Raw genomic sequence first — 22,497 nt, 5'->3', positions numbered from 1 at the left:
TCCGCTACAGTGGGTCGCACCATGCCGTCCCAGCGCCTTCAGCGCCTTCACCTCCCTCTGACCACAGCCCTGCTGCGCTGGGCCGGGGCGCTGATCTGCGCGGTACTGACAGGTTGCGCATCGCTGCCCAGCACGGTAGACCGGCCGGTGTCCACGGCCCTGGCCCAACCCGAAGACACGCGGCTGGGCGCGCTGGTGGCCGCGCGGGCGCAGCAGGCGGGCACGCGCAACGACTCGGGTTTTGCGCTGGTGGGCGATGCCCAGCAGGCCTTCAGCAGCCGCATGGCGCTGATCCAGGCAGCGCAAAAAACGCTGGACCTGCAGTACTACGCCATCTTTGCCGACGACACCACTGAGCGCCTGTTGGCTGCACTGCGCGATGCCGCGCATCGGGGTGTGCGCATCCGCATCCTGCTGGACGACTTCAACACCTCGGGCAAGAACGCCCAGGTGCTCAAGCTGGCGTTTGAAAGGAACATCGACCTGCGCCTGTTCAACCCGTTGCCGGGTGGCCGCGGCTCCATGGCGCTGCGGGTGTTGAGCAATCTGAAAGACACGGCGCGCATGCAGCGGCGCATGCACAACAAGATGCTGGTGGCCGACAACGCGGTGGCCATCACCGGCGGGCGCAACCTGGGCGAAACCTATTTCGGTCAGAGCCAGGACAGCAACTTCATCGACATTGACATGCTGGCAGCAGGCCGCATGGCCCGCGAACTCTCGCGCAGCTTCGACCAGTACTGGAACAACCCGCTGGCCTACCCCGTGGAATCGCTGATGACGGTGCAGGAAATCGAGGCCCTGAAGCCCCCGCCAGAGCCCGTATCCGCAGATGCGGCACCCGCCCCGCCCGCGTTGCCCGGGACCATGGACCTCGGCAGCTTCCGCTGGACCTGGGCGCCGTCTGCGCTGTTGGTGGACAAGCCCTCGAAAATCGCGGCCGACGCCGACACCACCGATGCCCAGCAGGACACCGCTGTCGATGGGCTGCTGCAGCTGATGGGGCAGGCCCAGCGCACACTGCTGATCGTGTCGCCCTACTTCGTGCCCGGCGAGCGCATGCTCAAGGCCTTTGCCGACCTGCGCCGGCGCGGCGTGCAAATACGTGTGCTGACCAATTCACTGGCCTCGACCGACGCGCCCGCCGCCCATGTGGGCTATGCGCGCTACCGCAAGGCCCTGCTCGGCCTGGGCATCGCGCTGTATGAAATGCGGGCCGAGCAAAAGGGCACGTTCCGCCGTCTGGGGACCACAGCCCTGGGCAGCGGCAACAGCGGTACACGCGCCAGCCTGCATTCCAAGATGGTGGTGGTGGACGACAGCTGGCTGGTGGTGGGCTCGATGAACCTGGACCTGCGCTCGCAGTTGCAAAACAGCGAGGTGGCCATCATCGTCCGCAGCAGCGCCATCTCCGCCGAAGCCACGCGCCTGGTCGAGCCCACGCTGGCCCATGGTGCTTACCACGTCGAACTGCAGGACCAGCGGCTGCTATGGCGTGCGCCGCCCGGGGCCGCGTTCTCTGATGCCCGTAGCGAGCCAGACGCCAGCCTGGGCCTGCAATTCTTCACCACGCTGATGGCGCCGTTTGCACCCGATGAAATGCTATGAAAACGAGAGCTTGCAGCGCAGATTCCACCAGCGGCACAGGCCCAAAAGGCCTGAATATCTACCTGCCTCAGATCGCAACCACGCACATTAAAGACCCCGTTCGCCCTGAGCCTGTCGAAGGGCTCTATTAGCAAGCCCTTCGACAGGCTCAGGGCGAACGGTTCTGGTGGTGTGTCTGAGCCAAGTATCGAATCAGGCCAAAAGGCTAAAAAGTCAGCCTGGGTTGCGGCGCCGGTACCACTTGGTCAGCTCAACGCTGGCAATGCACACCGCCAGCCAGGCCGTGCCGGACGCAAAGCCGGCCAGCACGTCGCTGGCAAAGTGCACCCGCAGAAACACCCGGCTGGTGCCTATGCTGAAAGCCAGCGCCGCGGCCGCCAGCACCAGGGGCAGGTGCCAGCGGCTGGGCAGAAAGCGCGCCAGCACATAGGCCAGCATGCCGTAGACCACCACCGAGCCCGAACTGTGGCCGCTGGGGAAGCTGTAGCCCTGGGCCATCACCAGGCCGTCCTCGTGCAGCGGCCGCACGCGGGCGAAGATCTGCTTCAGCGTGGTGTTCAGCACGCCGTTGCCAGCCACCGCCAGCACCCAGCCCAGGGCCAGCCAACGCCGCCCGCGCCACACCAGCGCGGCCGCCACCAGCACGCAGATCGCCACCAGGGTTTCGGTATTCGCCAGTACCGTGAGCCAGGCCGCGGCCTGGGCCACCGCTAAAGGCAGGTGCAGGCGCAAACTATCAGCCAGTGCCTGGTCGGCCAGGCCCAGGCCGGCATCGGCACCCAGGGCCTCGGCCAGCTCGGCAAACACCCAGGCGGCCGCCACGATCACCGCAAAGCCCCCGGCCAGGCGCACGGCCAGGTAGAGCGATGGCGGCAGGCTGCTTTCTTCGCGCGGCACGTGGTAGCGCCGCAGCAACCACCAGCTGGTGCCGCACAGCAGCAACAAGAGCAGCAGCAAGCCGGCGTATAGCGGCACCGCGTGGGCGCCGGCTTGCTGGGCCCAGGCTAGCAGCGGCTCTGCATCATTCGGCATGGAGGTTTCTTTCTCTGTCTACTTGCAGGGAATGGGTCTTGGCACACACGAATGCGGCGCTGGCTGCGGCGTAATCCCATTGCTCCACCGCGCAGCGGGCTTGGAGGGGCGACCAGCGCAGCAAGTTCACTGAATTGGGCACACCGGCCCGCACCCGCGACGACACGGCCGTGCCGGCCTGCACCACCCACATCGCCCGCGCCAGGCCGGCCAGCGGCGCCACATAGGGCAGATGGATGTGGCCACCCAGCACCAGGTCAGCCCCGGCGCGGGCCCAGGCACTCTGCGCAGCGGCATGGCCGTGCAGGCGGTCGCCCACATCGCGCGCGCGCACCACTTCCAACGGCTGGTGCACCACCACCACCCGTAGCTGTGCGGGCGTGGCGCCGGCCAGCCACTGGCCCACACGGTCGATCTGCGCGGCCGACACCGCACCGTCGATATGCCGGTAGGGCCGTGTGGTGTTCACCCCCACCACCAGTAACTCGGGCGATGCAAAAACCGGCTGCAGATCGGCACCAAACGCGGCACTGTGCCGCGCATAGGGCTGCACCAGGCGCTGCCACAGGCTCAGCGGAATATCGTGGTTGCCAGGAATAGCCAGCACCGGAGCGCCCAGCCGGTCCAGCAGCGCCCGCGCCGCACGGAACTGGTCCGCGCGCGCGCGCTGGGTGATGTCGCCCGACAGCACCACCAGGTCTGGCGGCTGCGCACGGGCCAGGTCCACCAGCGCCTCCACCACCGGCGCCTGCTCGGTGCCGAAGTGCGTGTCCGAAATGTGCAGCAGCAGTGTCATACAGGACCGGCAGCGCCATTGGGCGCAACCGGCTTCAGCAGATACAGCGGCTGCGGCGCCACGCGGAATTCCAGTGGCGTGCGCATGCGCGTGACCTCGCCGTCAAACGCCACCTTCATCTTGCGCAGTCTGGGCTTGACCACCATGTGCGAGAAGGCAAAGCTCTCCACCGTGTCGGCCTCGCCCAGCGTGCCCAGGGCACCGCGCAGCATCAGGCCCGCCATGGCCCAGGTGCTGATGGGTTTGAGCATGACGGCGGCAACGCTGCCTGCATCCAGAGCGCGCGGCGGTTGCGCGCCAGCCCCCTCACCACCGCCCTCGCCAAGTTGCAGGCCCACCTGCTCCAGCTGCAGCCGGTTATTGCCGACGAACAGCGTGGGCGTGCGCACATCCCGCAGCACGCCGCCCTGGTCTATGCGCAGGCGCAGCTGGCGGTGCACGCGCAGCAGCGTCATGCAGGCGGCGCCCAGTGCGATCCAGCGGCTGCGGCCAAAGCGCGACTTGAAGGTTTCGCGGTCTTCCAGCAGCACCGGGTACAGGCCCAGGCTGGCGTTGACCAGGAACACGTGGCCGTTCACCGTGCCCACTTGCACCGGCACCGGCTGGGCCTGCATCAGCTGCTGCGCGGCCAGCGCCGGCTCGGTGGGTATGCCATGGGTGCGGGCGAAGTAGTTGAAGGTGCCCAGCGGCACCACGCCCATGGCGCAGCCAGCGGCGTGCGCGGCCTGGGCCACGGCATTGATGGTGCCGTCGCCGCCCACCGCCACCACGGCCGAATGCGTGGCCAGGGCCTGGGCCGCTGCCTCGCGCGCCACACGCGGCAGATCGGCCGGGCGGGTGAAGCGCAACTCGCCACGCCGGCCGGCATCCTGCAGGGCCTGCTCGATCACGGCGCGCTTGGCGTCCGCGCCGCTGCGGCCGGATGCGGCGTTGATGATGAAGATCAAGGGCGAGGCGGGGTCAAGCTTGGGCACGATCAGATACTAGCAGCGCCGGTCTAGCACCCACCAAACGCTACCAAAATAATAGCTACCTGCGCTTATATCCATTGCGCCAATGGCATTTTTTACTACAAGACCCGACAGAGCAAAGGTTATCCACCACTTTTAAAATCACAGGGTTTTCCCGCACTTGGCTGCTCCCCCACCGCTCTCCCCCTACTCGCTATGAATCTCCCCTTGCTGGCCCTGGCCGTTGCCGCTTTTGGCATTGGCACCACCGAATTCGTGATCATGGGCTTGCTGCCCGACGTGGCTGCCGACCTGGCCGTGTCCATCCCCTCCGCCGGCATGCTGGTGTCGGCCTACGCACTGGGCGTAGCCGTGGGTGGCCCCATCCTGGCGGTAGCCACCGCGCGCCTGCCGCGCAAGACCACGCTGGCCTGGCTGATGGCCTTGTTCGTGCTGGGCAATGTGGGCTGCGCGCTGGCCCCCAACTACACCTGGCTGATGGTGGCGCGGGTGGTCACATCCTTTTGCCACGCGGCATTCTTCGGCATTGGCGCAGTGGTGGCGGCCAGCGTGGTCGAGCCGCACAAGCGAGCCCAGGCCATGTCGCTGATGTTCGCCGGCCTGACCCTGGCCAATGTGCTGGGCGTGCCGCTGGGCACGCTGCTGGGCCAGCACACCGGCTGGCGCTCCACCTTCTGGGCCGTGGCCGTCATCGGCGTGCTGGCCACGCTGGCGGTGCTGCGCTGGGTACCGGTGCTGCGCCAAACCTTGGTGGGCAGCCCGCTGGGCGAGTTCCGCGTACTGCGCATCAAGCAGGTCTGGCTGGCGCTGGGCATGAGCGTGCTGGCTTCCACCAGCCTGTTCACCATGTTCACCTACATCACGCCCATCCTGCGCGATGTGACCGGCGTGGCGCCGCAAAACGTCAGCGGCGTGCTGCTGCTGTGCGGCGTGGGCCTGACCATAGGCAATCTGCTGGGCGGCCGCCTGGCCGACTGGAAGCTGATGCCCTCGCTGATGGCCATCTTCGCCGCGCTGGCCGCGGTGCTGACCACCTTCTCCTATACCAGCGCCTGGCTGTGGCCGGCCATCATCACGCTGATGGTGTGGGGCATGGCCTCGTTCGCCGTGGGTGCGCCGCTGCAGGTGCGCGTGGTGTCGCAAGCGGGCGAAGCGTCCAGCCTGGCGTCGACGCTAAACATCGGTGCCTTCAACCTGGGCAACGCCCTGGGGGCCTGGCTGGGCGGCACGGTGATCGACCTGGGCTGGTCGCTGCAAACCCTGCCCCTGGTGTCGGCCGGCGTGGCCGTGTGCGCCCTGGGGCTGACCGCCTACACCGCCCGGCTGGACCGCCGCCCGGTGGGCCTGCAGCCGACCATGGCGGGTTGCAACCCAAGTTAGCGCGGGCTGCGCCCAAAAGTGGGGCGTTAGGTGGCTACACTCCAGGCCTCCCCTAACGCCTTTACTTGGTTCAGCATGGATTTCTTGACTCTGGCGATTCTGGCCGCCATGGGCGGCTTTGGGCTCAACGCCTATGACCAGCGCCAGCGCATCGCGCTTTTGGGCAGCCACCTCAGCAACTACCAGGTAGAAAAGCTGATGGAAGCCCTGACCCAGGGCTATCTGCGCGCGCTGGGCGAAAAAGACGCCGAGCGGCGCGACCAGATCTGGGGCCTGCTGGGCAGCACCGAGGCCCAGCTGTGCAGCCAATTCGAGCGCTTCGCCAATGAATTTTCTAAGGTCGATGCTGAGCAGGCCCGCGTCAGCACCCTGCCAGCCGGTCTGCCCTATGCCAGCCGCTGGTGGCCGCAAGCCAGCTTCGACCTGCGCGCCATGTTCAAACTGCACGCCCAGGGCCTGGCCCGGGCGGTAGCCAACCAAGCCCAGCGCTCGCCGCGCGACAAGGCCTTCACCGTGTCGGCCGAGCTGTTCTTGATGCAGCACAGCTGCCACTGGTTCTGCAAATCGAAAAACGTGGCCTCGGCCCGCCTGCTGGTGCGCCACCAGACCGCCTACGCCCAGGTGCTGGATGCTGTGGGCAGCGAAACCCGGGCTGCCTACGACAAGCTGGTCAACGGCTAAGGCCTATCCGCGCTACATAAAAAGTAGCTACCAGCGCAGTTAAATACTGGGCGGATTCAATCCCAAGTGCAACACAAGGGTCATTGGATAGGAGCGTGCTGGGGATGGTGTTTGGGCAAGAAGTCGCGATAGTCCTCGATAGCCTCGGCCGACGCAGTCTTGATCCACTCGTGGGCGCATTCGGGGCAGATGTAGAGCTCACCGTCTTCGTAGATGAAGGCGGATTAGCATTGGGGGTTGGCGAGCAAGATCACGGTGCATGGGATGTCGTGCCCACAGGAGCGTGATGGCCGACACTGTTCCCCCACTGGTGTCCGAGCTTCGGATCAGGCCTCCTGGGCCCGGTACGGGTTCTGCCGGTCTGCGGCGTCCTGCTCGCGGAACTGGCGTGGCGACTGACCGATGGTGCGCTTGAACACCTTGGAAAAACCGAAGGCGTCCTGGTAACCCACGGCCTGCGCGATCTGTTCCAGCGGCTGCCGGGTTTCGGCCAGCAGCTGCATGGCCTTTTGCATGCGCAGCGTACGCAGGTGGTTCAGCGGCGTGTCGCCCAGCGCGTTGCGAAAGCGCTCGGCCAGCGCCGAACGCGACAGGCCGGCCTGCTGGCCCAGTTCTTCGAGCGTCCAGCCGTAGCCGAGGTTGCCATGCATGAGTGTGAGTACCTGGCGGATCGGTCGATCGGCGATTGCGTGGTGCAAGCCCGGTCCGTTGGGGCTTTGGCGCTGTGCAATCTCGCGCAAGGCAAAGGCAAACAGCGCGTCGAGCAGGCCGTGGGTGGCCGAGCTGGCGCCCAGCCCCTCTTCACCCAGCTCGCGGTCCAGCAGGCCGAGGGTCAGGGGCAGGGCTGAGAGTGGCGGGAGAGTGTGGCCGCGCACCACGAACCACGGCGGCAGGCTGCGCAGGAAAGGATGCAGCGGGTCGTGCCAGAACTGGTAGGCCGCGCTGATGACTTGCGCGGAGGACTGGGTGCGCGGATTGTCGTCGGCCCCGGCCCTAGAGAACGGTGCTCCGTCTGCCAGACCAGCGCCTGCGAATGGTGTGATCGTCATGGTGGTGCTGTGCGTAGGCGTTGTGCGGTCCAGCGACAGCTGGTGCACGCAGCCGCGGGCCATCAACACCAGATCGCCCGCCTGCAGCTCCAGCGGCGCATCCAGGTTGGGCGCGTGCACGAAGGCGCGACCACGCGTGACCGCGTGCAGACCGAAGCTGCGGTCGCAGGGAAAGCGTAGCGACGCTCCGGACGCGAGCGCGTGCAGGTTGAGCAGGCGGCGGCGCAGTCCGGCGATACGCAGGATGTCAGAGAGTATGTCCATCATTGAAATTTTAGGACGTTTAGACATGAATTGTGGAATTTCATGCATTCATATTTTTGCGAGCACAGTACACACTGGAAGCCTTCCCAACCACAAACAGGAATTTTGCATGACCACCACCCTCGTGACCGGCGCCAATGGCCAGAACGGTTCGCCCCTTGTTGAGCTGCTCACCGCCCAGGGCCAGACCGTGCGCCGCGCCACCAGCCGCACCCCCACCCAGGCCGGCGAGGTTCACCTCAACCTGGCCACCGGCGAAGGCCTGGCTGCGGCCCTGGCCGGCGCCGACCAGCTGTTCCTGTTGACGCCTTCCGGCTTTTCCAACCATGACGAGTTGCTGATACCCGCCATCGACGCCGCCAAAACCGCCGGTGTGCACAAGGTGCTGCTGATGTCTGCCATGGGTGCCAACGCCGACGACAGCATCCCGCTGCGCCGCGCCGAGTTGCACCTTGAGCGTTCGGGTCTGGCCTGGAACGTGATCCGCCCCAACTGGTTCATGCAGAACTTCCACACCTTCTGGCTGCAGGGCATCCAGACCCAAGGTCAGATCCTCCTGCCGGTGGGCGCCGCGAAGGGCAGCTTCATCGACACGCGCGACGTCGCGGCCGTGGCCGCCAAGCTGCTGAGCAGCGACGACTTCGTGAACCAGTCGTACGACTTGACCGGCAGCGAGGCGTTCGACCACACCCAGGTGGCGGCAATCCTGTCGAAGGCCGCAGGCCGGACCATTGGCTACACCGACGTTCCCGAAGACGCAATGCGCCAGGGCCTGCTGGGCGCGGGCCTGCCGACGGACTACGCCGAGTTCCTGCTGGCGATCCTGGGTGCCTTCAAGACCGGCTATGCCGAGCACACCACCGACGCGGTGCAGCGCATCACCGGGAAGGCGCCGATCCGTCTGGAACAGTACGCGCAGGACTTCAAGGCCCACTGGGCCTAAACACCGACCGGGGTCGGAAATCTGTTTGCCCGCCAGCAAGCGCGGTCAGAACTCCGTTCGCCACCTCGGTTTGACGTGACCTGAAAAATATAGCGAAACAGGGCTCTCTTGGGATCTGCGCTAGAGCCGCTGAAGCGCTTCGGCACGCCCGAGGAGCTGGCCAGCGCCGTGGTCTACCTGGCGTCGCCCTTGGCGGCCCTCATCGTCGGCACCGAGCTGATCGTGGACGGCGGCATGAGCCAGCTGTGAGCAGGACGCTTGCTACACTTTCAATAGCTTCCAGCGCAGATGCCATCTGCGCCAGAGCCCCAAAAGATTCAAGAGTTCTCCGGGGCCTGCAGCAGCAATGACTCGCCCGTCACATAGAACTGCCCGCCGGCCACATAGTGCAGGCTGCGCAGTTCTTCCGGCGCAGTGTCGAAATGCCAGTGACCGTCGCTGAACACCCGCGGGTCGGCCCAGGCGGCCACCACCTCGGCGATGAACAGGTCGTACTGGTTTTGGTTGTGCGGCTCGGGCAGCACCCGGCATTCCAGCCAAGCCACACAGCCCTGCACCAGGGGTGCCTCGATCAAGCTGGCGGCAAAGGTGCTGACACCCAGGCGTGCCAGCTTGTCGGGCGTATCCAACGCACTCTCGGAACCCACGGCCAGCGTCTGCGCGGCGATGCCGCGGCAAGGCACATTCAGCGCCAACACGCCGCTGGCCTCAACCAACTGGCGCGTCAGCGTAGCCTTGTCGATCACTACCGTGACCTTGGGCGGGCTGAAGTCCAGCGGCATGGACCAGGCCGCCGCCATCACATTGCTGCGCCCGGCAGAGGCCGAAGACACCAGCACCGTGGGGCCATGGTTGAGCAGGCGGTAGGCTTTTTCAAGCGGAACAGGAAAACAGTGTTCAGGTAAGGACATGGCTGCACTGTAATGTCTTGTGGGTCCCCACTTGGTACCACTTGGCCCGCCACCCTGTAGGCCATACCATCAAGATGGACACCGCATCGATAAGCGGGACCGTGAACGCTTGTTCGCAGCCCAAAAATAAGAAAACCCCTGAGCACACTAGGCACTCAGGGGGTATCTTGGCGGAAACGGAGGGATTCGAACCCTCGATGAGGCTCTACACCCCATACTCCCTTAGCAGGGGAGCACCTTCGGCCACTCGGTCACGTTTCCAATCCAGCTATTATGGCATGGTTTTGGGTTGTTTTTATGCCGTCGGCTGGTCCAACTCGAAGGCTTTGTGCAGTGCGCGCACTGCCAGCTCCATGTATTTCTCGTCCAGCACCACCGAGGTCTTGATCTCGCTGGTGGAAATCATCTGGATGTTGATGCCCTCTTCAGCCAGGCAGCGGAACATCTTGCTGGCCACACCAACATGGCTGCGCATGCCGATACCGACGATGCTGACCTTGCAGATCTTGGCGTCGCCAATGATCTCGGTGGCCCCCAGCGTGGGTAGCACTTTTTCTTTGAGCAGATCCACCGTCTTGGCGAAATCATTGCGGTGCACGGTGAAGCTGAAGTCGGTTTTGCCATCTTTGCTGACGTTCTGGATGATCACGTCGACTTCGATATTGGCATCAGCCACGGTGCCCAGGATTTGGTAGGCGATACCGGGGGTGTCGGGCACGCCCAGCACGGAGATTTTGGCTTCGTCGCGGTTGAACGCGATGCCAGAGACAATGGCTTGCTCCATATTTTCATCTTCTTCAAAAGTGATCAGGGTGCCAGATTTGGCTTCGATTTCAATGCCGATGTCCCAAGGGGTGAAGCTGGACAAGACGCGCAGCGGCACCTTGTATTTGCCGGCAAATTCAACCGAGCGGATCTGCAGCACCTTGGAGCCCATGGAGGCCATTTCCAGCATTTCTTCAAAACCGATGGTGTGCAAGCGGCGCGCTTCGGGCACGACACGCGGGTCGGTGGTGTAGATGCCGTCCACGTCGGTATAGATCAGGCACTCAGCCGCCTTCATGGCCGCCGCCACAGCCACGGCCGAGGTGTCGCTGCCGCCACGACCCAGGGTGGTGATATTGCCGCCCTCGTCCACGCCCTGGAAGCCGGTCACTATCACGACCCTGCCTTCGGCCAGATCGGCGCGGACCTTCTGGTCGTCAATCGATTCAATGCGGGCCTTGGTGTGCGCGCTGTTGGTCAGAATCGGGACCTGCCAGCCGGCGTAGCTGACTGACTCCATGCCTTCCGCCTGCAACGCAATCGCCAACAATGCGACCGACACCTGCTCGCCGGTGGAAGCCAACATGTCCAGCTCACGCTGGTAGGCATCGCCGGGTTTGCTGGGCGCCAGCTCTTTAGCCAGGCCCAGCAGGCGGTTGGTTTCACCACTCATGGCACTGGGAACCACCACCATCTGGTGGCCGGCGCGCGCCCATTTGGCGACGCGTTTGGCAACAAGACGGATGCGCTCGGTAGAGCCCATCGACGTACCGCCGTATTTGTGAACGATCAATGCCATGGAGTGTAGAAGACGCTAGAAAAACTGCCGTGGGGCACGCATCAAGATGGATCAGGAGGTAGCGCAGAGCACATGCTGGCTACCACGCCTGAAGCCTTTGGATTGTACCAATCCAGTGCCGCGCCACGACGCAGTGCAAAGCCGGCGCCGATCTTGATATGGATCTTCTGCCCACGTGTCACGCAGGCCGCCACCTGGCGCAGTAGTTCCTGCAACTGGGCGGTACTGGGTGTGGTCTGGTGCGCGACAGCCAGCCAATGGCGCAACACATTCGCCTGGCGTGCCACCGACAAGGCTTGCAGGCGGGCAATTACGGGCGGGCTACCCACCGCAGCCAAGTCCTGCACCGCCACCTCGGTCAACAGGGATTGCGCCTGGGCCGCATGGGCTGCGCTGCGCGCGAAAGTCTCGCGGAACTGAGGAAAAGCGGAATCCAGCACGGGCAGTACGCGGGCGCGGATGCGGTTGCGAGTGTAGCGCTCGTCCGCATTGGTCGGGTCGGTCACATAGGCCACGCCGCGTTGCGCCAACCAGGCGCGGATGTGGTCGGCACGCACGCCCAACAATGGGCGCTGGTAGCAGATGCCGTCACGCTCCCAGCGTGCGGGCATGGAGGCCAGGCCGGGCAGGCCCGCACCCCGGCTCAGCGCCAGCAGCAGGGTCTCGGCCTGGTCATCGGCGTGCTGTGCCAACACTATGGTTTTGATAGCTACCTGCGCAGATTCTGCCTGCGCGAACTGGCTAAAAGCCTTGTAACGCGCACGGCGTGCCGCATCTTCCGGGCTGTCGCCTTGGGCCGGCCGCGCATCGACATGCAGCACGTGCAAAGGAACGTTTAAGGTGTCGCAAAAAGCCTGGCAATGGCGCGCAAAACCATCTGCCGCCGCCTGCAGGCCGTGGTGGATATGCAGCGCCCGCACCTGACCGGGCCAACGCTCAGCACAGGCCAACAGCAAGGCAGTGGAATCCGCTCCGCCGCTGAAGGCCACTGCCAGCGGCAGCTGGGGCGCGAAGGCCTGCATGGCCTGGTCCAGCGTCTGGCTCATAACGACTTAGGAGTACAGACGTCGCTCAATTTGGTTCTCGTGGTAGTAGCGGGTTTTCTCGACGTACATGGCGCGGTCGGCACGGTGCAACGCGGCTTCCAACTGGTCGCCAGCGTGGCAGGTGGAGGCACCGATGGCCATGCTCAGTTTATGGCCCGAGTAAAACTGGTTGTTCAATTCCAGCAAGGACTGGATGCGTTCAATGACGGCCTGCGCGCCGCGCTCGTCGGCCCCCGGCAACAGCATGGCGAATTCATCGCCTCCGGTACGGGCCACACAGGCATTCGGGTTGTTCACCTTGCCCAACACCTCGCCCGCGCGGCGCAACAATGCATCGCCGGCCACATGGCCGTCTTCGTCGTTCACCAGCTTCAGACCGTTCAGGTCGATGACCAGCACGCTCAGCGGCCAAGGGCCTTTGCGCGAAAGCCGGTTCAGCTCGTCCATGTAAAAGGCCCGGTTGCGCAGCTGGGTCAGGGAGTCGTGTTTGCCCAGGTATTCCAGATAAGCCTCGGCCTTCTTGCGGGCCGTGATGTCCACCAACGAAACCAGCACCAAATCCCAGTTGACCAGGTGGTCGGGCAAAACAGCGAATTGCATATGGATGTTAATCAGGTCGCCGCTGAGCCGGTAGTTGACCACCTCGCGCATCAAGGTGGTCTTGCCCTGCCACAGCTCAATCAATTGCTCGGCAAACGAGTCGCGCATCTCGCCGCGAAAGACTTCACTCAGGCGGGCCAGCAACTCGGCCTTGTTTTGCGCACCAAACATGCTGAGTGTCTGCTGGTTCACGTCGATGACGCGGATCTCTTGCATGCAGCGCGAGACGAATTCGGGGTGCACATTGATGAAGGTGCGGAAGTCCTCGATGCCGCGCATGCGCAACTCATCCAGCAGCAACTTGACCGCGCTGAAGTCCTCCACCCACAGCGATACCGGGGAGTAGTCGAACAAGTCGCGCGCGTGCTGTTCGCTGGCGACCAACTGCCGAGAAGTCTGCAGCTCTTGCGTGATGTCTTCCAGGGACACCATGACGCGGGCCCAGCTGCCCTCATAGCCTTGCAGCACACAGGCCTGGACCTTCACGTCCAGCCGCCGGCCGTCCAGGCTGTAGTTCACCGTCTGCACGGAAAAGCCCAGCGAGCCCTCCCACATGGGCAAAAGCTGCTCCATCAACCTGCCCAGCATGTCACCCCGGAACACCTGGTCCAGATTGGCCAGCAGCTCATCCTGACTGCGGGCGCCAAAAATCTCCAGGCTGCGTTGGTTGACCTGCAGCACCTGCAGGCAAGCCGCGCACTCTGCCAGGCTGTCCGGATGGGTCTGCACATGGGCGTTCAGGTCGGTGACCCCCTGGCTGCGCCAGCGATCGAACAGGCGCTTGAGCGCACTGAAATCTTCCAGCCACAGCGAAACGGGGGCCAAATCGAACAATTGCGCGTAATCGGCCGGGGATGACACATGGGACACAGCAGAACCTCCTGGCCGGTATTGTGCAGGTTGCCATCGAGCCTCGCCGGCTGGCGCTGCGCGCAGACGAAAAAAAAACAGGCCACAAGGGCCTGGTTTGCGAGGTACAAGAGCGCAGCGAATTAACGTGCGGGCTTGGTCAAACGCTTCTTGGTATCACGGGGCACAAACACCTTGCCGCCATTGCCAGCACCCGCGCCGGGCTTGCTGAAAGCTGGCTTGGAGAAAGCGGGACGGGGTGCATTGAAGTCACCACGTTCGGCACGGTCACCACGGGGAGCGCCGCCGCCGAAACCACGGTCTGCACCGCGATCGCCACCGCCGAAGCCGCCGCCGTTGTCACGGTTGCCTTGATAGCCACCGCCGGTACGTGCTGGTGGACGGCTGTTACGGTCGTTGAAACCGCTGGCGCCACCATAACCGCCACCGCCTTCACGGTTGCCGCCGCCGAAACCACCACGATCGCCGCGTGGCGAAGGACCGAAGCTACGGCCACGGGGAGCGCCGTCACGGCCGCCGAAACCACCGCCTGCACCGCGTGGAGGACGCGAATCGGGCTGGCGCTGTTGTGGCTCCATACCTGGAATCACTTCAGCCTTGAACTGCTGGTGGCTGTAGCTTTCGATGTCGAAAATCTTGCGACGATCGCGCATTTCAGCAAAGGTCACGGCGATACCGTCGCGACCCGCACGGCCAGTACGGCCAATACGGTGGGTGTAGTCTTCGGCCTTCATCGGCAAGCCGAAGTTGAACACGTGGCTGATACTGGGTACGTCGATACCACGAGCAGCAACGTCGGTGGCTACCAGGATCTGCACCTGGCCTTGGCGCAGGGCCATCAGGCGGCGATTGCGCAGACCTTGGCTCAGCGCGCCGTGCAATGCGACGGCGCTGAAGCCTTCTTGTTGCAGGTCGTTGGCCAAGCCATCGCACTCGATCTGGGTGCTGGCGAACACGATCGCCTGAGCGATGCTGGTGTCACGCAGCCAGTGGTCCAGCAGCTTGCGCTTGTGCTGTGCGTTGTCGGCCCAGAACAGGATTTGCTTGATGTTGGCGTGCTTTTCTTGCGGGCTGTCGATGGTCACGCGCTGGGGTTCGCGCATCACGCGGGAAGCCAGTTGCTGGATGCGCGGCGCGAAGGTGGCGCTGAACATCATGGTTTGCTTGCGGCCAATGGTCATTTGGTTCACATCGGCCAGGTCGTCCGAGAAACCCAGGTCCAGCATGCGGTCGGCTTCGTCCACCACCAGGAACTGGACTTGGTCCAGCTTGATTTGCTGCGAGCGCTGCAGATCCAGCAGACGGCCAGGGGTGGCCACGACCAGGTTGGCGTTTTGCAGCTTGGCAATTTGCAGTTGGTAAGGCATGCCACCCACCACGTTGGCGATGCGCAGGCCACGGCAATGCTGTACCAGGCCGATGGCGTCGTGGGCCACTTGCTGGGCCAGTTCGCGGGTCGGGCACAGGATCAGGGCGCCAGGGGTAGCGGCCTTGAAGTTGCGGGCATTGGTGGGGTCCTTGCGCTTGGCGCGCTTGGGAGCAGGTTCGCCCTTGGCAGCGGCTTCGGCGACAGCGGCTTCGTATTCGGCCTTTTCAGCGGCTTCGGCTTCGGCTTGCTGTTTCAGCAAGGTGTGCAGCACGGGCAGCAGGAAGGCGGCGGTCTTGCCGCTACCGGTTTGGCTGGAAACCATCAGGTCGACAAAGCGGGCGGACTCGCTTTGCATGGCCATGGGGATGGTTTGCATTTGCACGGCGGTAGGCTGGGTGTATCCCAGATCGGCCACGGCTTGCACCAGCTCAGGGGCCAGGCCCAGGGTCACAAAGCCATTCGGCACTTCAGGCTGCGCGGGAGCAGCCACTTCGGTTTCGGACTGCAAAGTCTCGGTCACGAAGGTGTCGTTGGAAGAAGAGAAGGAAGCTGCAGGCGAAAAGTCACCCGCGACGTCAAAAGAGTCGTTCATTTAATTACTCACATGGAGAGAACGCGAAGCTGCAATGGCTCGCGGACTGCCCCGTAAATGGTTAAAAAACATCAACCATCAAACGGAGCCGATACCTTTATAGGCCTGCTGGCCTGGCATCAGTTGGCGCAACTTTGTGCGCCAGATGAGTGAAGGGAGATGTGCAAAGTGCACTAATTGATTTCAGTGCAGCCTCGAATTATAGCCCGAATTCGGGTTTCCACCTAATTACTCTGCGGCCATCTTCAAAAAGTGTGTGCGGTAGTGCACAAGTTCTTCAATAGATTCATGCACATCGGCCAGAGCCGTATGCTTTTGCTGCTTTTTGAAGGAGGCAGCCACTTCGGGCCGCCAGCGCTTGGCCAGCTCCTTGAGGGTGCTCACATCCAGATTACGGTAGTGGCAGAAAGCCTCCAGCTTGGGCATGTACTTGGCCAGAAAACGCCGGTCCTGGCCGATGCTGTTGCCGCACAGGGGCGATGTGCCCTTGGGGATGTATTGCGCCAAGAAGGCGATGAGCTGCGCCTCGGCCTCGGCTTCAGTGGTGGTGGATGCCTTGACCTTGTCGATCAGGCCGCTTTTGCCATGCGTGCCCTTGTTCCAGGCGTCCATCTTGTCCAGTTGCGCGTCCGACTGGTGGATCACAAAAACCGGGCCCTCGACACGCGGCTCCAGAGTCGGGCCGGTGACGACCACGGCGATCTCGATCAGACGGTCCACTTCTGGGTCCAGACCCGTCATTTCACAGTCCAGCCAGATCAGGTTGTGGTCCGATTTTGCGAGCAAGGTCGCTGATGACACGGGGGATGGGGTATTGATTTCAGCCATAAATCGCATTGTCGCCGATGGCCTACACTCCCGCCCATGCAAGATACCGCCGTTTTTTCGCCCTCGGCCGCCCTCACGCTGGGCTTTGCCACCCTCCTGATCGTCGGTTTGTGGGTCAAGTTTTGGCTGGCTACGCGCCAGATACGCCACGTGGTCCGCCACCGGGATACCGTGCCCGCCGCTTTTACTAGCAACATCACCCTGGAAGCCCACCAAAAGGCAGCCGACTACACCGTGACCAAGGCGCGCTTCGGCCTGCTAGAGATGGCTTTGAGCACCACGGTGCTGCTGGGCTGGACCCTGCTGGGCGGCCTGAACTGGCTGAACCAAAGCCTGCTGGCCTGGCTGGGCGGCGGCATGCTGCAACAGCTGGCGGTGTTGGCCGGTTTTGTGTTGATTGGCGGCTTGATCGACATCCCCGTGGCGCTGTACCAGACCTTTGTGATCGAAGAGCGCTTCGGCTTCAACAAAACCAGCCTCAAGCTCTGGCTGGCCGACATGCTCAAGTCCAGCCTGGTCGGCATCGTCATCGGCCTGCCGATTGCCGCGCTGATTCTGTGGCTGATGGGCAGCGCCGGCCATTTGTGGTGGTTGTGGGCCTGGAGCGCCTGGATGGGCATCAACCTGTTGTTGCTGATGATTTACCCGACCTTCATCGCCCCGCTGTTCAACAAGTTCAAGCCACTGGAAGACGAAACCTTGAAGGCCCGCGTCACCGCCCTGATGCAGCGCTGCGGCTTTGCCGCCAAGGGCCTGTTCGTGATGGACGGCAGCAAACGCAGCGCACATGCCAATGCCTATTTCACCGGCTTTGGCGCGGCCAAACGCGTGGTGTTCTACGACACACTGCTGGCCAAGCTGGCCCCCGGCGAGGTGGATGCGGTGCTGGCCCATGAGCTAGGCCACTTCAAGCACAAACACATCTTGAAGCGCATCGTGACCATGTTTGCACTGAGCCTGGTCGGCTTCGCGCTGCTGGGCTGGCTGTCGGCCCAGGCCTGGTTCTACACCGGGCTGGGCGTGATCCCGAATATGTCAGGCGCACCGAATGACGCGCTGGCCCTGCTGCTGTTCATGCTGGCCACGCCGGTGCTGACCTTCTTCATCGCGCCGCTATCGGCCCAGGTATCGCGCAAGCACGAGTTCCAGGCCGATGCCTACGCCGTCCAGCAAACCAGCGGGCAAGACCTGTCTACCGCCCTGCTCAAGCTGTACGAAGACAACGCCTCCACCCTCACCCCCGACCCGGTGTTCGTGAAGTTCTATTACTCGCACCCGCCCGCCTCCGAACGGCTGGCACGCATGGCGCAAGGCGCTGCACAAGGAGCATCGGCATGACCTCCGATTTCAAGAAAAAAGACTGGGCAACGCAGAAGCGGCCTGCGTTGAATGCTGCACAAATCGTAGCAAAGCTATCCCACGTCGAGGGCTGGACCCTGGACGGTGACGGAGCCGAGGTAGCCATTACCAAGACCTTTCACTTCGCCAACTACTTTGAAACCATCGCCTTTGTGAATGCGCTGGCCCTGGTGGCCCACGCACAAGACCACCACCCGGACCTGCAGGTGTCTTACAACCGCTGTACGGTGCGCTTCAACACCCATGACGTGGGTGGCCTCACGTCCACCGACTTCGACTGCGCGGCACGCATCAACGGGCTATTGGCCCTGTGAGCAAACACCCTGCCCTGACCCGGGGCCTGGTGGTCGCCACCTATGGTCGGCATTGCATGGTGGAACGCGCGGATGGCAGCCGCCTGATCTGCCACCCGCGCGGCAAGAAGAGCAGCGCCGTGGTCGGCGACAAGGTGCTGTGGCTGCCTGCGGCCGCCGGCCAGGGCGAAGACGGCACTATTGAGAAGCTGGAGCCGCGCCGCAACCTGTTCTACCGCCAGGACGAGATCCGCACCAAGTCCTTTGCCGCGAATCTGGGCCAGGTGCTGATCCTGATCGCCGCCGAACCCGAGTTCTCCGAAACCCAGCTGTCACGCGCGCTGATTGCCGCCGAGGCCGAACGCATCACGCCGCTGATTGTGCTGAACAAGCAAGACTTGACCGTGCCCTTCGAGCGCGCCTGGGGCTGGCTGGCCGCCTACCGCGACATGGGCTACCGCATGCTGCCGCTGTCGCTGAAAGACGGCGGCGGCACCCTGGAGGCCGTGAAAGCCGAGCTGGCCGGCAAGACCACGCTGGTGCTGGGCCCGTCGGGGGCAGGCAAAAGCACGCTGACCAACCATCTGGTGCCCGGCGCGCTCGCCGCCACACGCGAAATTTCGCAGGCGCTGAACACCGGCAAGCACACCACCACCAGCACCACCTGGTACTGGGTGGACAAAGATGCCAACACCGCGCTGATCGACTCGCCCGGCTTTCAGGAGTTTGGCCTGCACCACGTCGATGCCCGGCATCTGTCGGGCCTGATGCCGGACATCAAACCATTCGTGGAGCGCTGCAAGTTTTACAACTGCACCCACTTGCACGAGCCCGGCTGCGGCGTGATGGCAGCAGTAAAAAGTGACGGCAGCGCAGGCAGTATCAGCGACAGGCGCTACAAAATATATAGTGACCTGTTCGCCGAGCTAAACGCCCCGAAGTTTTAGCCCAGGATTTCTGCGAGCGCCTGTACCAAGGCATCGCACTGCGCCGGCGTGCCGATGCTGATGCGCAGGTACTGGGCGATGCGCTCTTGCTTGAAGTGGCGCACCAGCACCGCGCGTTGACGCAGCTCAGCAGCGAGTCTGGCCGCATCGTGCTTGGGGTGACGAACAAATACAAAATTGGCCTGCGATGGCAAGACCTCGAAGCCCATGTCCTCCAGTTGCAGCGTCAGTCCTTCACGGCTGTGCACCACGGCGGCGCAGGTCTGCGCGAAGTAGGCCTGGTCCTCGAAGGCCGCCAAGGCGCCCGCCTGTGCCAGGCGGCCCAAGGGGTAAGAGTTGAAGCTGTTCTTCACCCGCTCCAGCGCCTCGATCAGATGCCGCTGGCCACAGGCCAGGCCGACCCGCAAACCGGCCAGCGAACGTGATTTAGACAGGGTCTGGGTCACCAGCAGATTCGGGTAGCGGTCAATCAGGCCCACGGCAGACACACCGCCAAAATCCACATAGGCTTCGTCCACCAGCACCACGCGCTGCGGATGCAGCAGCAACAGGCGCTCAATCTGCGCCAGCGGCAAGCCGATGCCCGTGGGCGCATTCGGATTTGCCAGCACCACGCCAGCCACCTCGCCGGGGTCAACCAGGGCTTCCACATTGACGCGCAGCCCTTCGTCCAGCGGCACCACATGCATAGGGATGCCGTACAGGCCGCAATACACCTGGTAGAAGCTATAGGTCACATCCGGCACCACCAGCGGCGCATCGCCATGCTGGAACAGCGCAAAAAAGGCATGGGCCAGCACCTCGTCCGAGCTATTACCCACGAACACCTGCTCGGGCTGCAGACCGTATTGCTGGGCGATGCGGCCGCGCAGCAGCGTGGATTCGGGGTCGGGATACAGCTGCAAGCCCTGCTGCGCCGCGGCCTGGATGGCGGCCAGCACCTTGGGGGACGGCGGGTAAGGGTTCTCGTTGGTGTTGAGCTTGGTCAGGTTCTGCAGCTTGGGCTGCTCGCCCGGCACATAAGGCACCAACCCGGCAACAACCGGGCTCCAGAAAGACGGTGGAGAAGAAGTCAAAATGCTACTACTTTCATAGCTTCCAGCACAGGCATTACCTGCGCCAGAGCCTTATTTCTTATAAACACTAGCCGAGCAGATTTGCCAGGGTCAGCAGGGCCAGCAAGCCCATCCAGAGGACAACAGTGCGCCACACCAGTCCGACCACGCTACGCAAGTGGCCCAGCTCGGGGTCGCGGCCGGGGGTGGATTCGGTATCCACATCCATCTCCAGCGGCAGGCCGTGGCCGGACTGCGGGGGTTCGGTGGTCTTCAAGGCCTCGCCGCCCAGGCGCACATTCAAGGCACCCGAGGTAGCGGCCAGCACTACGCCGTCGTTGTCGTTGGGAAAGCGCTGGGCGTAATTGCGCCAGCCGTCGATGGCATCTTCAAAGCTGCCCACAACGGCAAAACCAAACGCCGTGATGCGCGCGGGCAGCCAGTCGATCAAAGTCCAGGCGCCATTAGCCACCTGCTGCAGCGCAGGGCTGGCCAGTTGTTGTGGGTCCTTGTAGCGCCAGTAACGCGATACAAATTCACCCAGGCGGTAGAACACCGCACCAGCCGGGCCCAGGCCCAACGCTGCGCCGATGGAATACCAGGCCAGCACGCCAAACACGTGGCGGTGCGCGGCCAGCACCGAATACTCGATCACATGGCGCACGATTTCACTACGCGGCAGCTCGGTAGCATCGACCTGCTGCCACCGCGCGAGCAGCTGGCGCGCCAAGGGCTCGTCGCCGCTTTCCAACGCATCGCGGATCTCAGTGAAGTGGTGGCTGAACTGGCGAAAACCCAGAGTGACATAAAGCACGACCACGTTCCACACCACCGCGAATGGCCAGCCCGCGAACCAGGCCAGAACCCAATGCAAGCCCAAGGTCACCAGGCTGGGCAGGCCTACCGCCAACAACCAGGTCAACCAGCCATGCTGGGCGGAGCCCGTATCGAAATTACGGCTACAGCCGCGCACCCAGGCGCGCAGCATGCCGTGGATCGGGTTGTCTCGGGCCAGGGGGCGGACCTGCTCCAGCAGCAGCGCAAACATGATCGCGAAAAAGCTCATCCCACGATCATAACGACCTGCGGCGACGCGCTTTCAGGCCGATAGGAAACGGTAGAAGTTTCGCAGCATTCCGGCAGTGGCGCCCCATATGAAACGTTCGCCATGGGCATCCTGGTAGGGCATGGAAAACCATTCGCGCTGCCCGCCTTCCCAGTCGAAATGGTGGCGCCGGTGGTTGGCCGGGTCCATCAAAAATGCCAAGGGCACTTCAAACACATCGGCCACCTCCTCAGGCTGGTGCACCAGGGTGAAGCCGGGCTGCACCAGTGCCACCACCGGCGTAACGATGAAGGCTGTGCCGGTCAAATAAACCGGCAGCTCACCTATCACCTGCACATAGGCACGGGGCAGGCCCACCTCTTCCCAAGCCTCGCGCAAGGCCGTGGCGACAGCATCTACATCGGTGGCATCGGCCTTGCCACCCGGAAAGGCAATCTGACCAGAATGGTTGGACATGCGGGTGGTGCGCTGAGTCAACAGCACGCTAGGGCCGCCCCGCTCCCGGGGGTGCAGCACGATGGGGATCAACACGGAGGCATGCACCGGCGCGCGCTCGGTAAAACGCGGCTCGGCCCGTACTTCAGGCTGCCAGGACGGCGGGAACAGGAAACGCTGGCGCAAGGCATCCGGCTGCAAGGCCGTGGCGGTGACCGCCGGCAAATGCGCGTCGCTACCCACCACCGGCACCTGGCGCGGATCGAAGTTGGGCAGCTTGGACAAAGGAATGGGTGAAGGCTGGGTCACAGCAGCAGATGGTACGCCCCAAGAAAAAACCGCCGCAAGCTTAACGCTTGGGCGGTTTTTCCAAGGAGAACAGTGCGAATTAAGCGGCTGTTGCTGCTGCGGCCACTTTGACACGGTTAGGCAGCTTTTCCTTGATACGAGCCGACTTGCCGCTACGGTCACGCAGGTAGTACAGCTTGGCACGGCGGACATCACCGCGGCGCTTGACTTCAATACCAGCGATCAGCGGGCTGTAAGTTTGGAACGTACGTTCCACGCCTTCGCCGCTGGAGATCTTACGTACGGTGAAGCCGCTGTTCAGGCCGCGATTGCGCTTGGCAATCACAACGCCTTCATAGGCCTGCACGCGCTTGCGCGAACCTTCAACCACATTGACGCTAACGATCACCGTGTCGCCGGGGGCGAAAGCGGGGATGGTCTTGCCAAGACGGGCAATTTCTTCTTGCTCTAGGATTTCGATTAAGTTCATGGTTTTCCTCTAGTGATCATGCATGCGCCTAAAAAATGCTTTTACCGGGATGGCAAAGCG

At 63.5% G+C, this 22,497-nt stretch carries 22 protein-coding genes, 1 tRNA gene and 1 pseudogene; 8 read left to right on the top strand and 16 right to left on the bottom strand.

The features are described from left to right. Window positions 1–21 precede the first annotated feature (21 nt). A complete protein-coding gene (locus AC07O2_RS19575) occupies window positions 22–1,608 on the top strand; it encodes a phospholipase D-like domain-containing protein (RefSeq protein WP_495077413.1) in 1,587 nt (528 codons plus the stop codon). A 213-nt stretch (window positions 1,609–1,821) separates the two neighbouring features. Here the strand turns inward: AC07O2_RS19575 and AC07O2_RS19570 are convergent, their stop codons facing one another. The 3 genes from AC07O2_RS19570 to AC07O2_RS19560 are packed head-to-tail and all read right to left on the bottom strand — an operon-like array spanning window position 1,822 to window position 4,410. Then, window positions 1,822–2,640 (bottom strand): phosphatase PAP2 family protein, encoded by an 819-nt coding sequence (locus AC07O2_RS19570; RefSeq protein WP_495077412.1) that lies wholly within the window; start codon window positions 2,638–2,640, stop codon window positions 1,822–1,824. Then, window positions 2,630–3,436 carry a metallophosphoesterase family protein gene (locus tag AC07O2_RS19565; protein ID WP_495077411.1) on the bottom strand — a complete coding sequence of 269 codons (807 nt, stop codon included), beginning with the start codon at window positions 3,434–3,436 and terminating at the stop codon, window positions 2,630–2,632. The genes AC07O2_RS19570 and AC07O2_RS19565 overlap by 11 nt, the downstream gene beginning before the upstream one ends. Beyond that, window positions 3,433–4,410 (bottom strand): diacylglycerol/lipid kinase family protein, encoded by a 978-nt coding sequence (locus AC07O2_RS19560; protein ID WP_495077410.1) that lies wholly within the window; start codon window positions 4,408–4,410, stop codon window positions 3,433–3,435. Before AC07O2_RS19560 ends, AC07O2_RS19565 begins: the two co-directional genes overlap by 4 nt. 192 nt (window positions 4,411–4,602) lie before the next feature. On the opposite strand from AC07O2_RS19560, the gene AC07O2_RS19555 reads away from it, so the two are divergent. Next, window positions 4,603–5,787 (top strand): MFS transporter, encoded by a 1,185-nt coding sequence (locus AC07O2_RS19555; protein ID WP_495077409.1) that lies wholly within the window; start codon window positions 4,603–4,605, stop codon window positions 5,785–5,787. Window positions 5,788–5,862: 75 nt separating this feature from the next. After that, the gene (locus AC07O2_RS19550; RefSeq protein ID WP_495077408.1) at window positions 5,863–6,468 is read left to right on the top strand and encodes a hypothetical protein; all 606 of its coding nucleotides are present in this window, start codon (window positions 5,863–5,865) and stop codon (window positions 6,466–6,468) included. Between the two features lie 122 nt (window positions 6,469–6,590). Here AC07O2_RS19550 and AC07O2_RS19545 read toward each other — a convergent pair. Both AC07O2_RS19545 and AC07O2_RS19540 read right to left on the bottom strand, forming a co-directional pair. After that, window positions 6,591–6,692 (bottom strand): annotated as a pseudogene (locus AC07O2_RS19545) (alkylphosphonate utilization protein); the annotation flags it as partial. Window positions 6,693–6,794: 102 nt separating this feature from the next. Next, window positions 6,795–7,781 (bottom strand): AraC family transcriptional regulator, encoded by a 987-nt coding sequence (locus AC07O2_RS19540; RefSeq protein WP_495077407.1) that lies wholly within the window; start codon window positions 7,779–7,781, stop codon window positions 6,795–6,797. Window positions 7,782–7,890: 109 nt separating this feature from the next. On the opposite strand from AC07O2_RS19540, the gene AC07O2_RS19535 reads away from it, so the two are divergent. Both AC07O2_RS19535 and AC07O2_RS19530 read left to right on the top strand, forming a co-directional pair. Further along, entirely contained in the window at window positions 7,891–8,724 is an 834-nt protein-coding gene (locus AC07O2_RS19535; protein WP_495077406.1) for an NmrA family NAD(P)-binding protein, read from the top strand. Window positions 8,725–8,832: 108 nt separating this feature from the next. Beyond that, window positions 8,833–8,973 carry an SDR family oxidoreductase gene (locus AC07O2_RS19530; protein WP_495077405.1) on the top strand — a complete coding sequence of 47 codons (141 nt, stop codon included), beginning with the start codon at window positions 8,833–8,835 and terminating at the stop codon, window positions 8,971–8,973. 68 nt (window positions 8,974–9,041) lie between these two features. On the opposite strand, the gene AC07O2_RS19525 is transcribed toward AC07O2_RS19530, so the two are convergent. The 7 genes from AC07O2_RS19525 to orn form a co-directional block, all read right to left on the bottom strand. Continuing rightward, window positions 9,042–9,635, bottom strand: coding sequence for a flavin reductase family protein (locus tag AC07O2_RS19525; protein ID WP_495077404.1), 594 nt, complete (start codon window positions 9,633–9,635; stop codon window positions 9,042–9,044). Between the two features lie 168 nt (window positions 9,636–9,803). Continuing rightward, window positions 9,804–9,896 (bottom strand) — tRNA-Ser (locus AC07O2_RS19520). A gap of 34 nt (window positions 9,897–9,930) precedes the next feature. Next, window positions 9,931–11,199, bottom strand: coding sequence for an aspartate kinase (locus AC07O2_RS19515; RefSeq protein ID WP_495077403.1), 1,269 nt, complete (start codon window positions 11,197–11,199; stop codon window positions 9,931–9,933). A gap of 41 nt (window positions 11,200–11,240) precedes the next feature. After that, window positions 11,241–12,245 (bottom strand): tRNA lysidine(34) synthetase TilS, encoded by a 1,005-nt coding sequence (tilS, locus tag AC07O2_RS19510; RefSeq protein ID WP_495077402.1) that lies wholly within the window; start codon window positions 12,243–12,245, stop codon window positions 11,241–11,243. 6 nt (window positions 12,246–12,251) lie between these two features. Next, complete coding sequence (locus tag AC07O2_RS19505; RefSeq protein ID WP_495077401.1) at window positions 12,252–13,715, bottom strand: sensor domain-containing diguanylate cyclase; 1,464 nt, start codon at window positions 13,713–13,715, stop codon at window positions 12,252–12,254. 122 nt (window positions 13,716–13,837) lie between these two features. Beyond that, complete coding sequence (locus AC07O2_RS19500) at window positions 13,838–15,676, bottom strand: DEAD/DEAH box helicase (RefSeq protein WP_495077400.1); 1,839 nt, start codon at window positions 15,674–15,676, stop codon at window positions 13,838–13,840. A gap of 228 nt (window positions 15,677–15,904) precedes the next feature. Continuing rightward, complete coding sequence (gene orn, locus AC07O2_RS19495) at window positions 15,905–16,504, bottom strand: oligoribonuclease (RefSeq protein WP_495077399.1); 600 nt, start codon at window positions 16,502–16,504, stop codon at window positions 15,905–15,907. 36 nt (window positions 16,505–16,540) lie between these two features. Here orn and AC07O2_RS19490 point away from each other — a divergent pair, with 36 nt between their 5' ends. From AC07O2_RS19490 to rsgA, 3 genes are read left to right on the top strand one after another with little or no spacing between them, the layout of a single operon-like run. Further along, window positions 16,541–17,842, top strand: coding sequence for a M48 family metallopeptidase (locus AC07O2_RS19490; RefSeq protein WP_495077398.1), 1,302 nt, complete (start codon window positions 16,541–16,543; stop codon window positions 17,840–17,842). Beyond that, a complete protein-coding gene (locus AC07O2_RS19485; protein ID WP_495077397.1) occupies window positions 17,839–18,177 on the top strand; it encodes a 4a-hydroxytetrahydrobiopterin dehydratase in 339 nt (112 codons plus the stop codon). The genes AC07O2_RS19490 and AC07O2_RS19485 overlap by 4 nt, the downstream gene beginning before the upstream one ends. Window positions 18,178–18,233: 56 nt before the next feature. Continuing rightward, the gene (gene rsgA, locus AC07O2_RS19480; protein ID WP_495077457.1) at window positions 18,234–19,103 is read left to right on the top strand and encodes a ribosome small subunit-dependent GTPase A; all 870 of its coding nucleotides are present in this window, start codon (window positions 18,234–18,236) and stop codon (window positions 19,101–19,103) included. Here rsgA and hisC read toward each other — a convergent pair. From hisC to rplS, 4 genes are all read right to left on the bottom strand, one after another. Further along, window positions 19,100–20,179: a histidinol-phosphate transaminase gene (gene hisC, locus AC07O2_RS19475; protein ID WP_495077396.1), complete on the bottom strand. Its 1,080-nt coding sequence runs from the start codon at window positions 20,177–20,179 to the stop codon at window positions 19,100–19,102. The two genes, rsgA and hisC, sit on opposite strands and share 4 nt — an antisense overlap. Window positions 20,180–20,246: 67 nt before the next feature. Next, complete coding sequence (locus AC07O2_RS19470) at window positions 20,247–21,224, bottom strand: CobD/CbiB family protein (protein WP_495077395.1); 978 nt, start codon at window positions 21,222–21,224, stop codon at window positions 20,247–20,249. A 33-nt stretch (window positions 21,225–21,257) separates the two neighbouring features. Next, complete coding sequence (locus AC07O2_RS19465) at window positions 21,258–21,968, bottom strand: CoA pyrophosphatase (protein ID WP_495077394.1); 711 nt, start codon at window positions 21,966–21,968, stop codon at window positions 21,258–21,260. 79 nt (window positions 21,969–22,047) lie between these two features. Further along, entirely contained in the window at window positions 22,048–22,437 is a 390-nt protein-coding gene (gene rplS / locus AC07O2_RS19460; RefSeq protein WP_490593509.1) for a 50S ribosomal protein L19, read from the bottom strand. Between the last annotated feature and the right edge of the window lie 60 nt (window positions 22,438–22,497).

The sequence above is a fragment of the Rhodoferax sp. GW821-FHT10B06 genome (assembly GCF_059415605.1).
Note: the sequence above shows the minus strand (reverse complement) of the source record. Positions and strands in the feature narration are given on the sequence as shown.

Excerpts from the sequence above, each read along its gene's own strand:
- AC07O2_RS19555 (WP_495077409.1), top strand. The coding sequence starts at position 4,603 with ATGAATCTCCCCTTGCTGGCCCTGGCCGTTGCCGCTTTTGGCATTGGC.
- tilS (WP_495077402.1), bottom strand. The coding sequence starts at position 12,245 with ATGAGCCAGACGCTGGACCAGGCCATGCAGGCCTTCGCGCCCCAGCTG.
- rsgA (WP_495077457.1), top strand. The coding sequence starts at position 18,234 with ATGGTGGAACGCGCGGATGGCAGCCGCCTGATCTGCCACCCGCGCGGC.
- AC07O2_RS19550 (WP_495077408.1), top strand. The coding sequence starts at position 5,863 with ATGGATTTCTTGACTCTGGCGATTCTGGCCGCCATGGGCGGCTTTGGG.
- AC07O2_RS19535 (WP_495077406.1), top strand. The coding sequence starts at position 7,891 with ATGACCACCACCCTCGTGACCGGCGCCAATGGCCAGAACGGTTCGCCC.
- AC07O2_RS19540 (WP_495077407.1), bottom strand. The coding sequence starts at position 7,781 with ATGGACATACTCTCTGACATCCTGCGTATCGCCGGACTGCGCCGCCGC.
- AC07O2_RS19500 (WP_495077400.1), bottom strand. The coding sequence starts at position 15,676 with ATGAACGACTCTTTTGACGTCGCGGGTGACTTTTCGCCTGCAGCTTCC.
- AC07O2_RS19570 (WP_495077412.1), bottom strand. The coding sequence starts at position 2,640 with ATGCCGAATGATGCAGAGCCGCTGCTAGCCTGGGCCCAGCAAGCCGGC.
- AC07O2_RS19515 (WP_495077403.1), bottom strand. The coding sequence starts at position 11,199 with ATGGCATTGATCGTTCACAAATACGGCGGTACGTCGATGGGCTCTACC.
- AC07O2_RS19525 (WP_495077404.1), bottom strand. The coding sequence starts at position 9,635 with ATGTCCTTACCTGAACACTGTTTTCCTGTTCCGCTTGAAAAAGCCTAC.
- AC07O2_RS19575 (WP_495077413.1), top strand. The coding sequence starts at position 22 with ATGCCGTCCCAGCGCCTTCAGCGCCTTCACCTCCCTCTGACCACAGCC.
- AC07O2_RS19565 (WP_495077411.1), bottom strand. The coding sequence starts at position 3,436 with ATGACACTGCTGCTGCACATTTCGGACACGCACTTCGGCACCGAGCAG.
- orn (WP_495077399.1), bottom strand. The coding sequence starts at position 16,504 with ATGGCTGAAATCAATACCCCATCCCCCGTGTCATCAGCGACCTTGCTC.
- AC07O2_RS19470 (WP_495077395.1), bottom strand. The coding sequence starts at position 21,224 with ATGAGCTTTTTCGCGATCATGTTTGCGCTGCTGCTGGAGCAGGTCCGC.
- AC07O2_RS19485 (WP_495077397.1), top strand. The coding sequence starts at position 17,839 with ATGACCTCCGATTTCAAGAAAAAAGACTGGGCAACGCAGAAGCGGCCT.
- AC07O2_RS19490 (WP_495077398.1), top strand. The coding sequence starts at position 16,541 with ATGCAAGATACCGCCGTTTTTTCGCCCTCGGCCGCCCTCACGCTGGGC.
- rplS (WP_490593509.1), bottom strand. The coding sequence starts at position 22,437 with ATGAACTTAATCGAAATCCTAGAGCAAGAAGAAATTGCCCGTCTTGGC.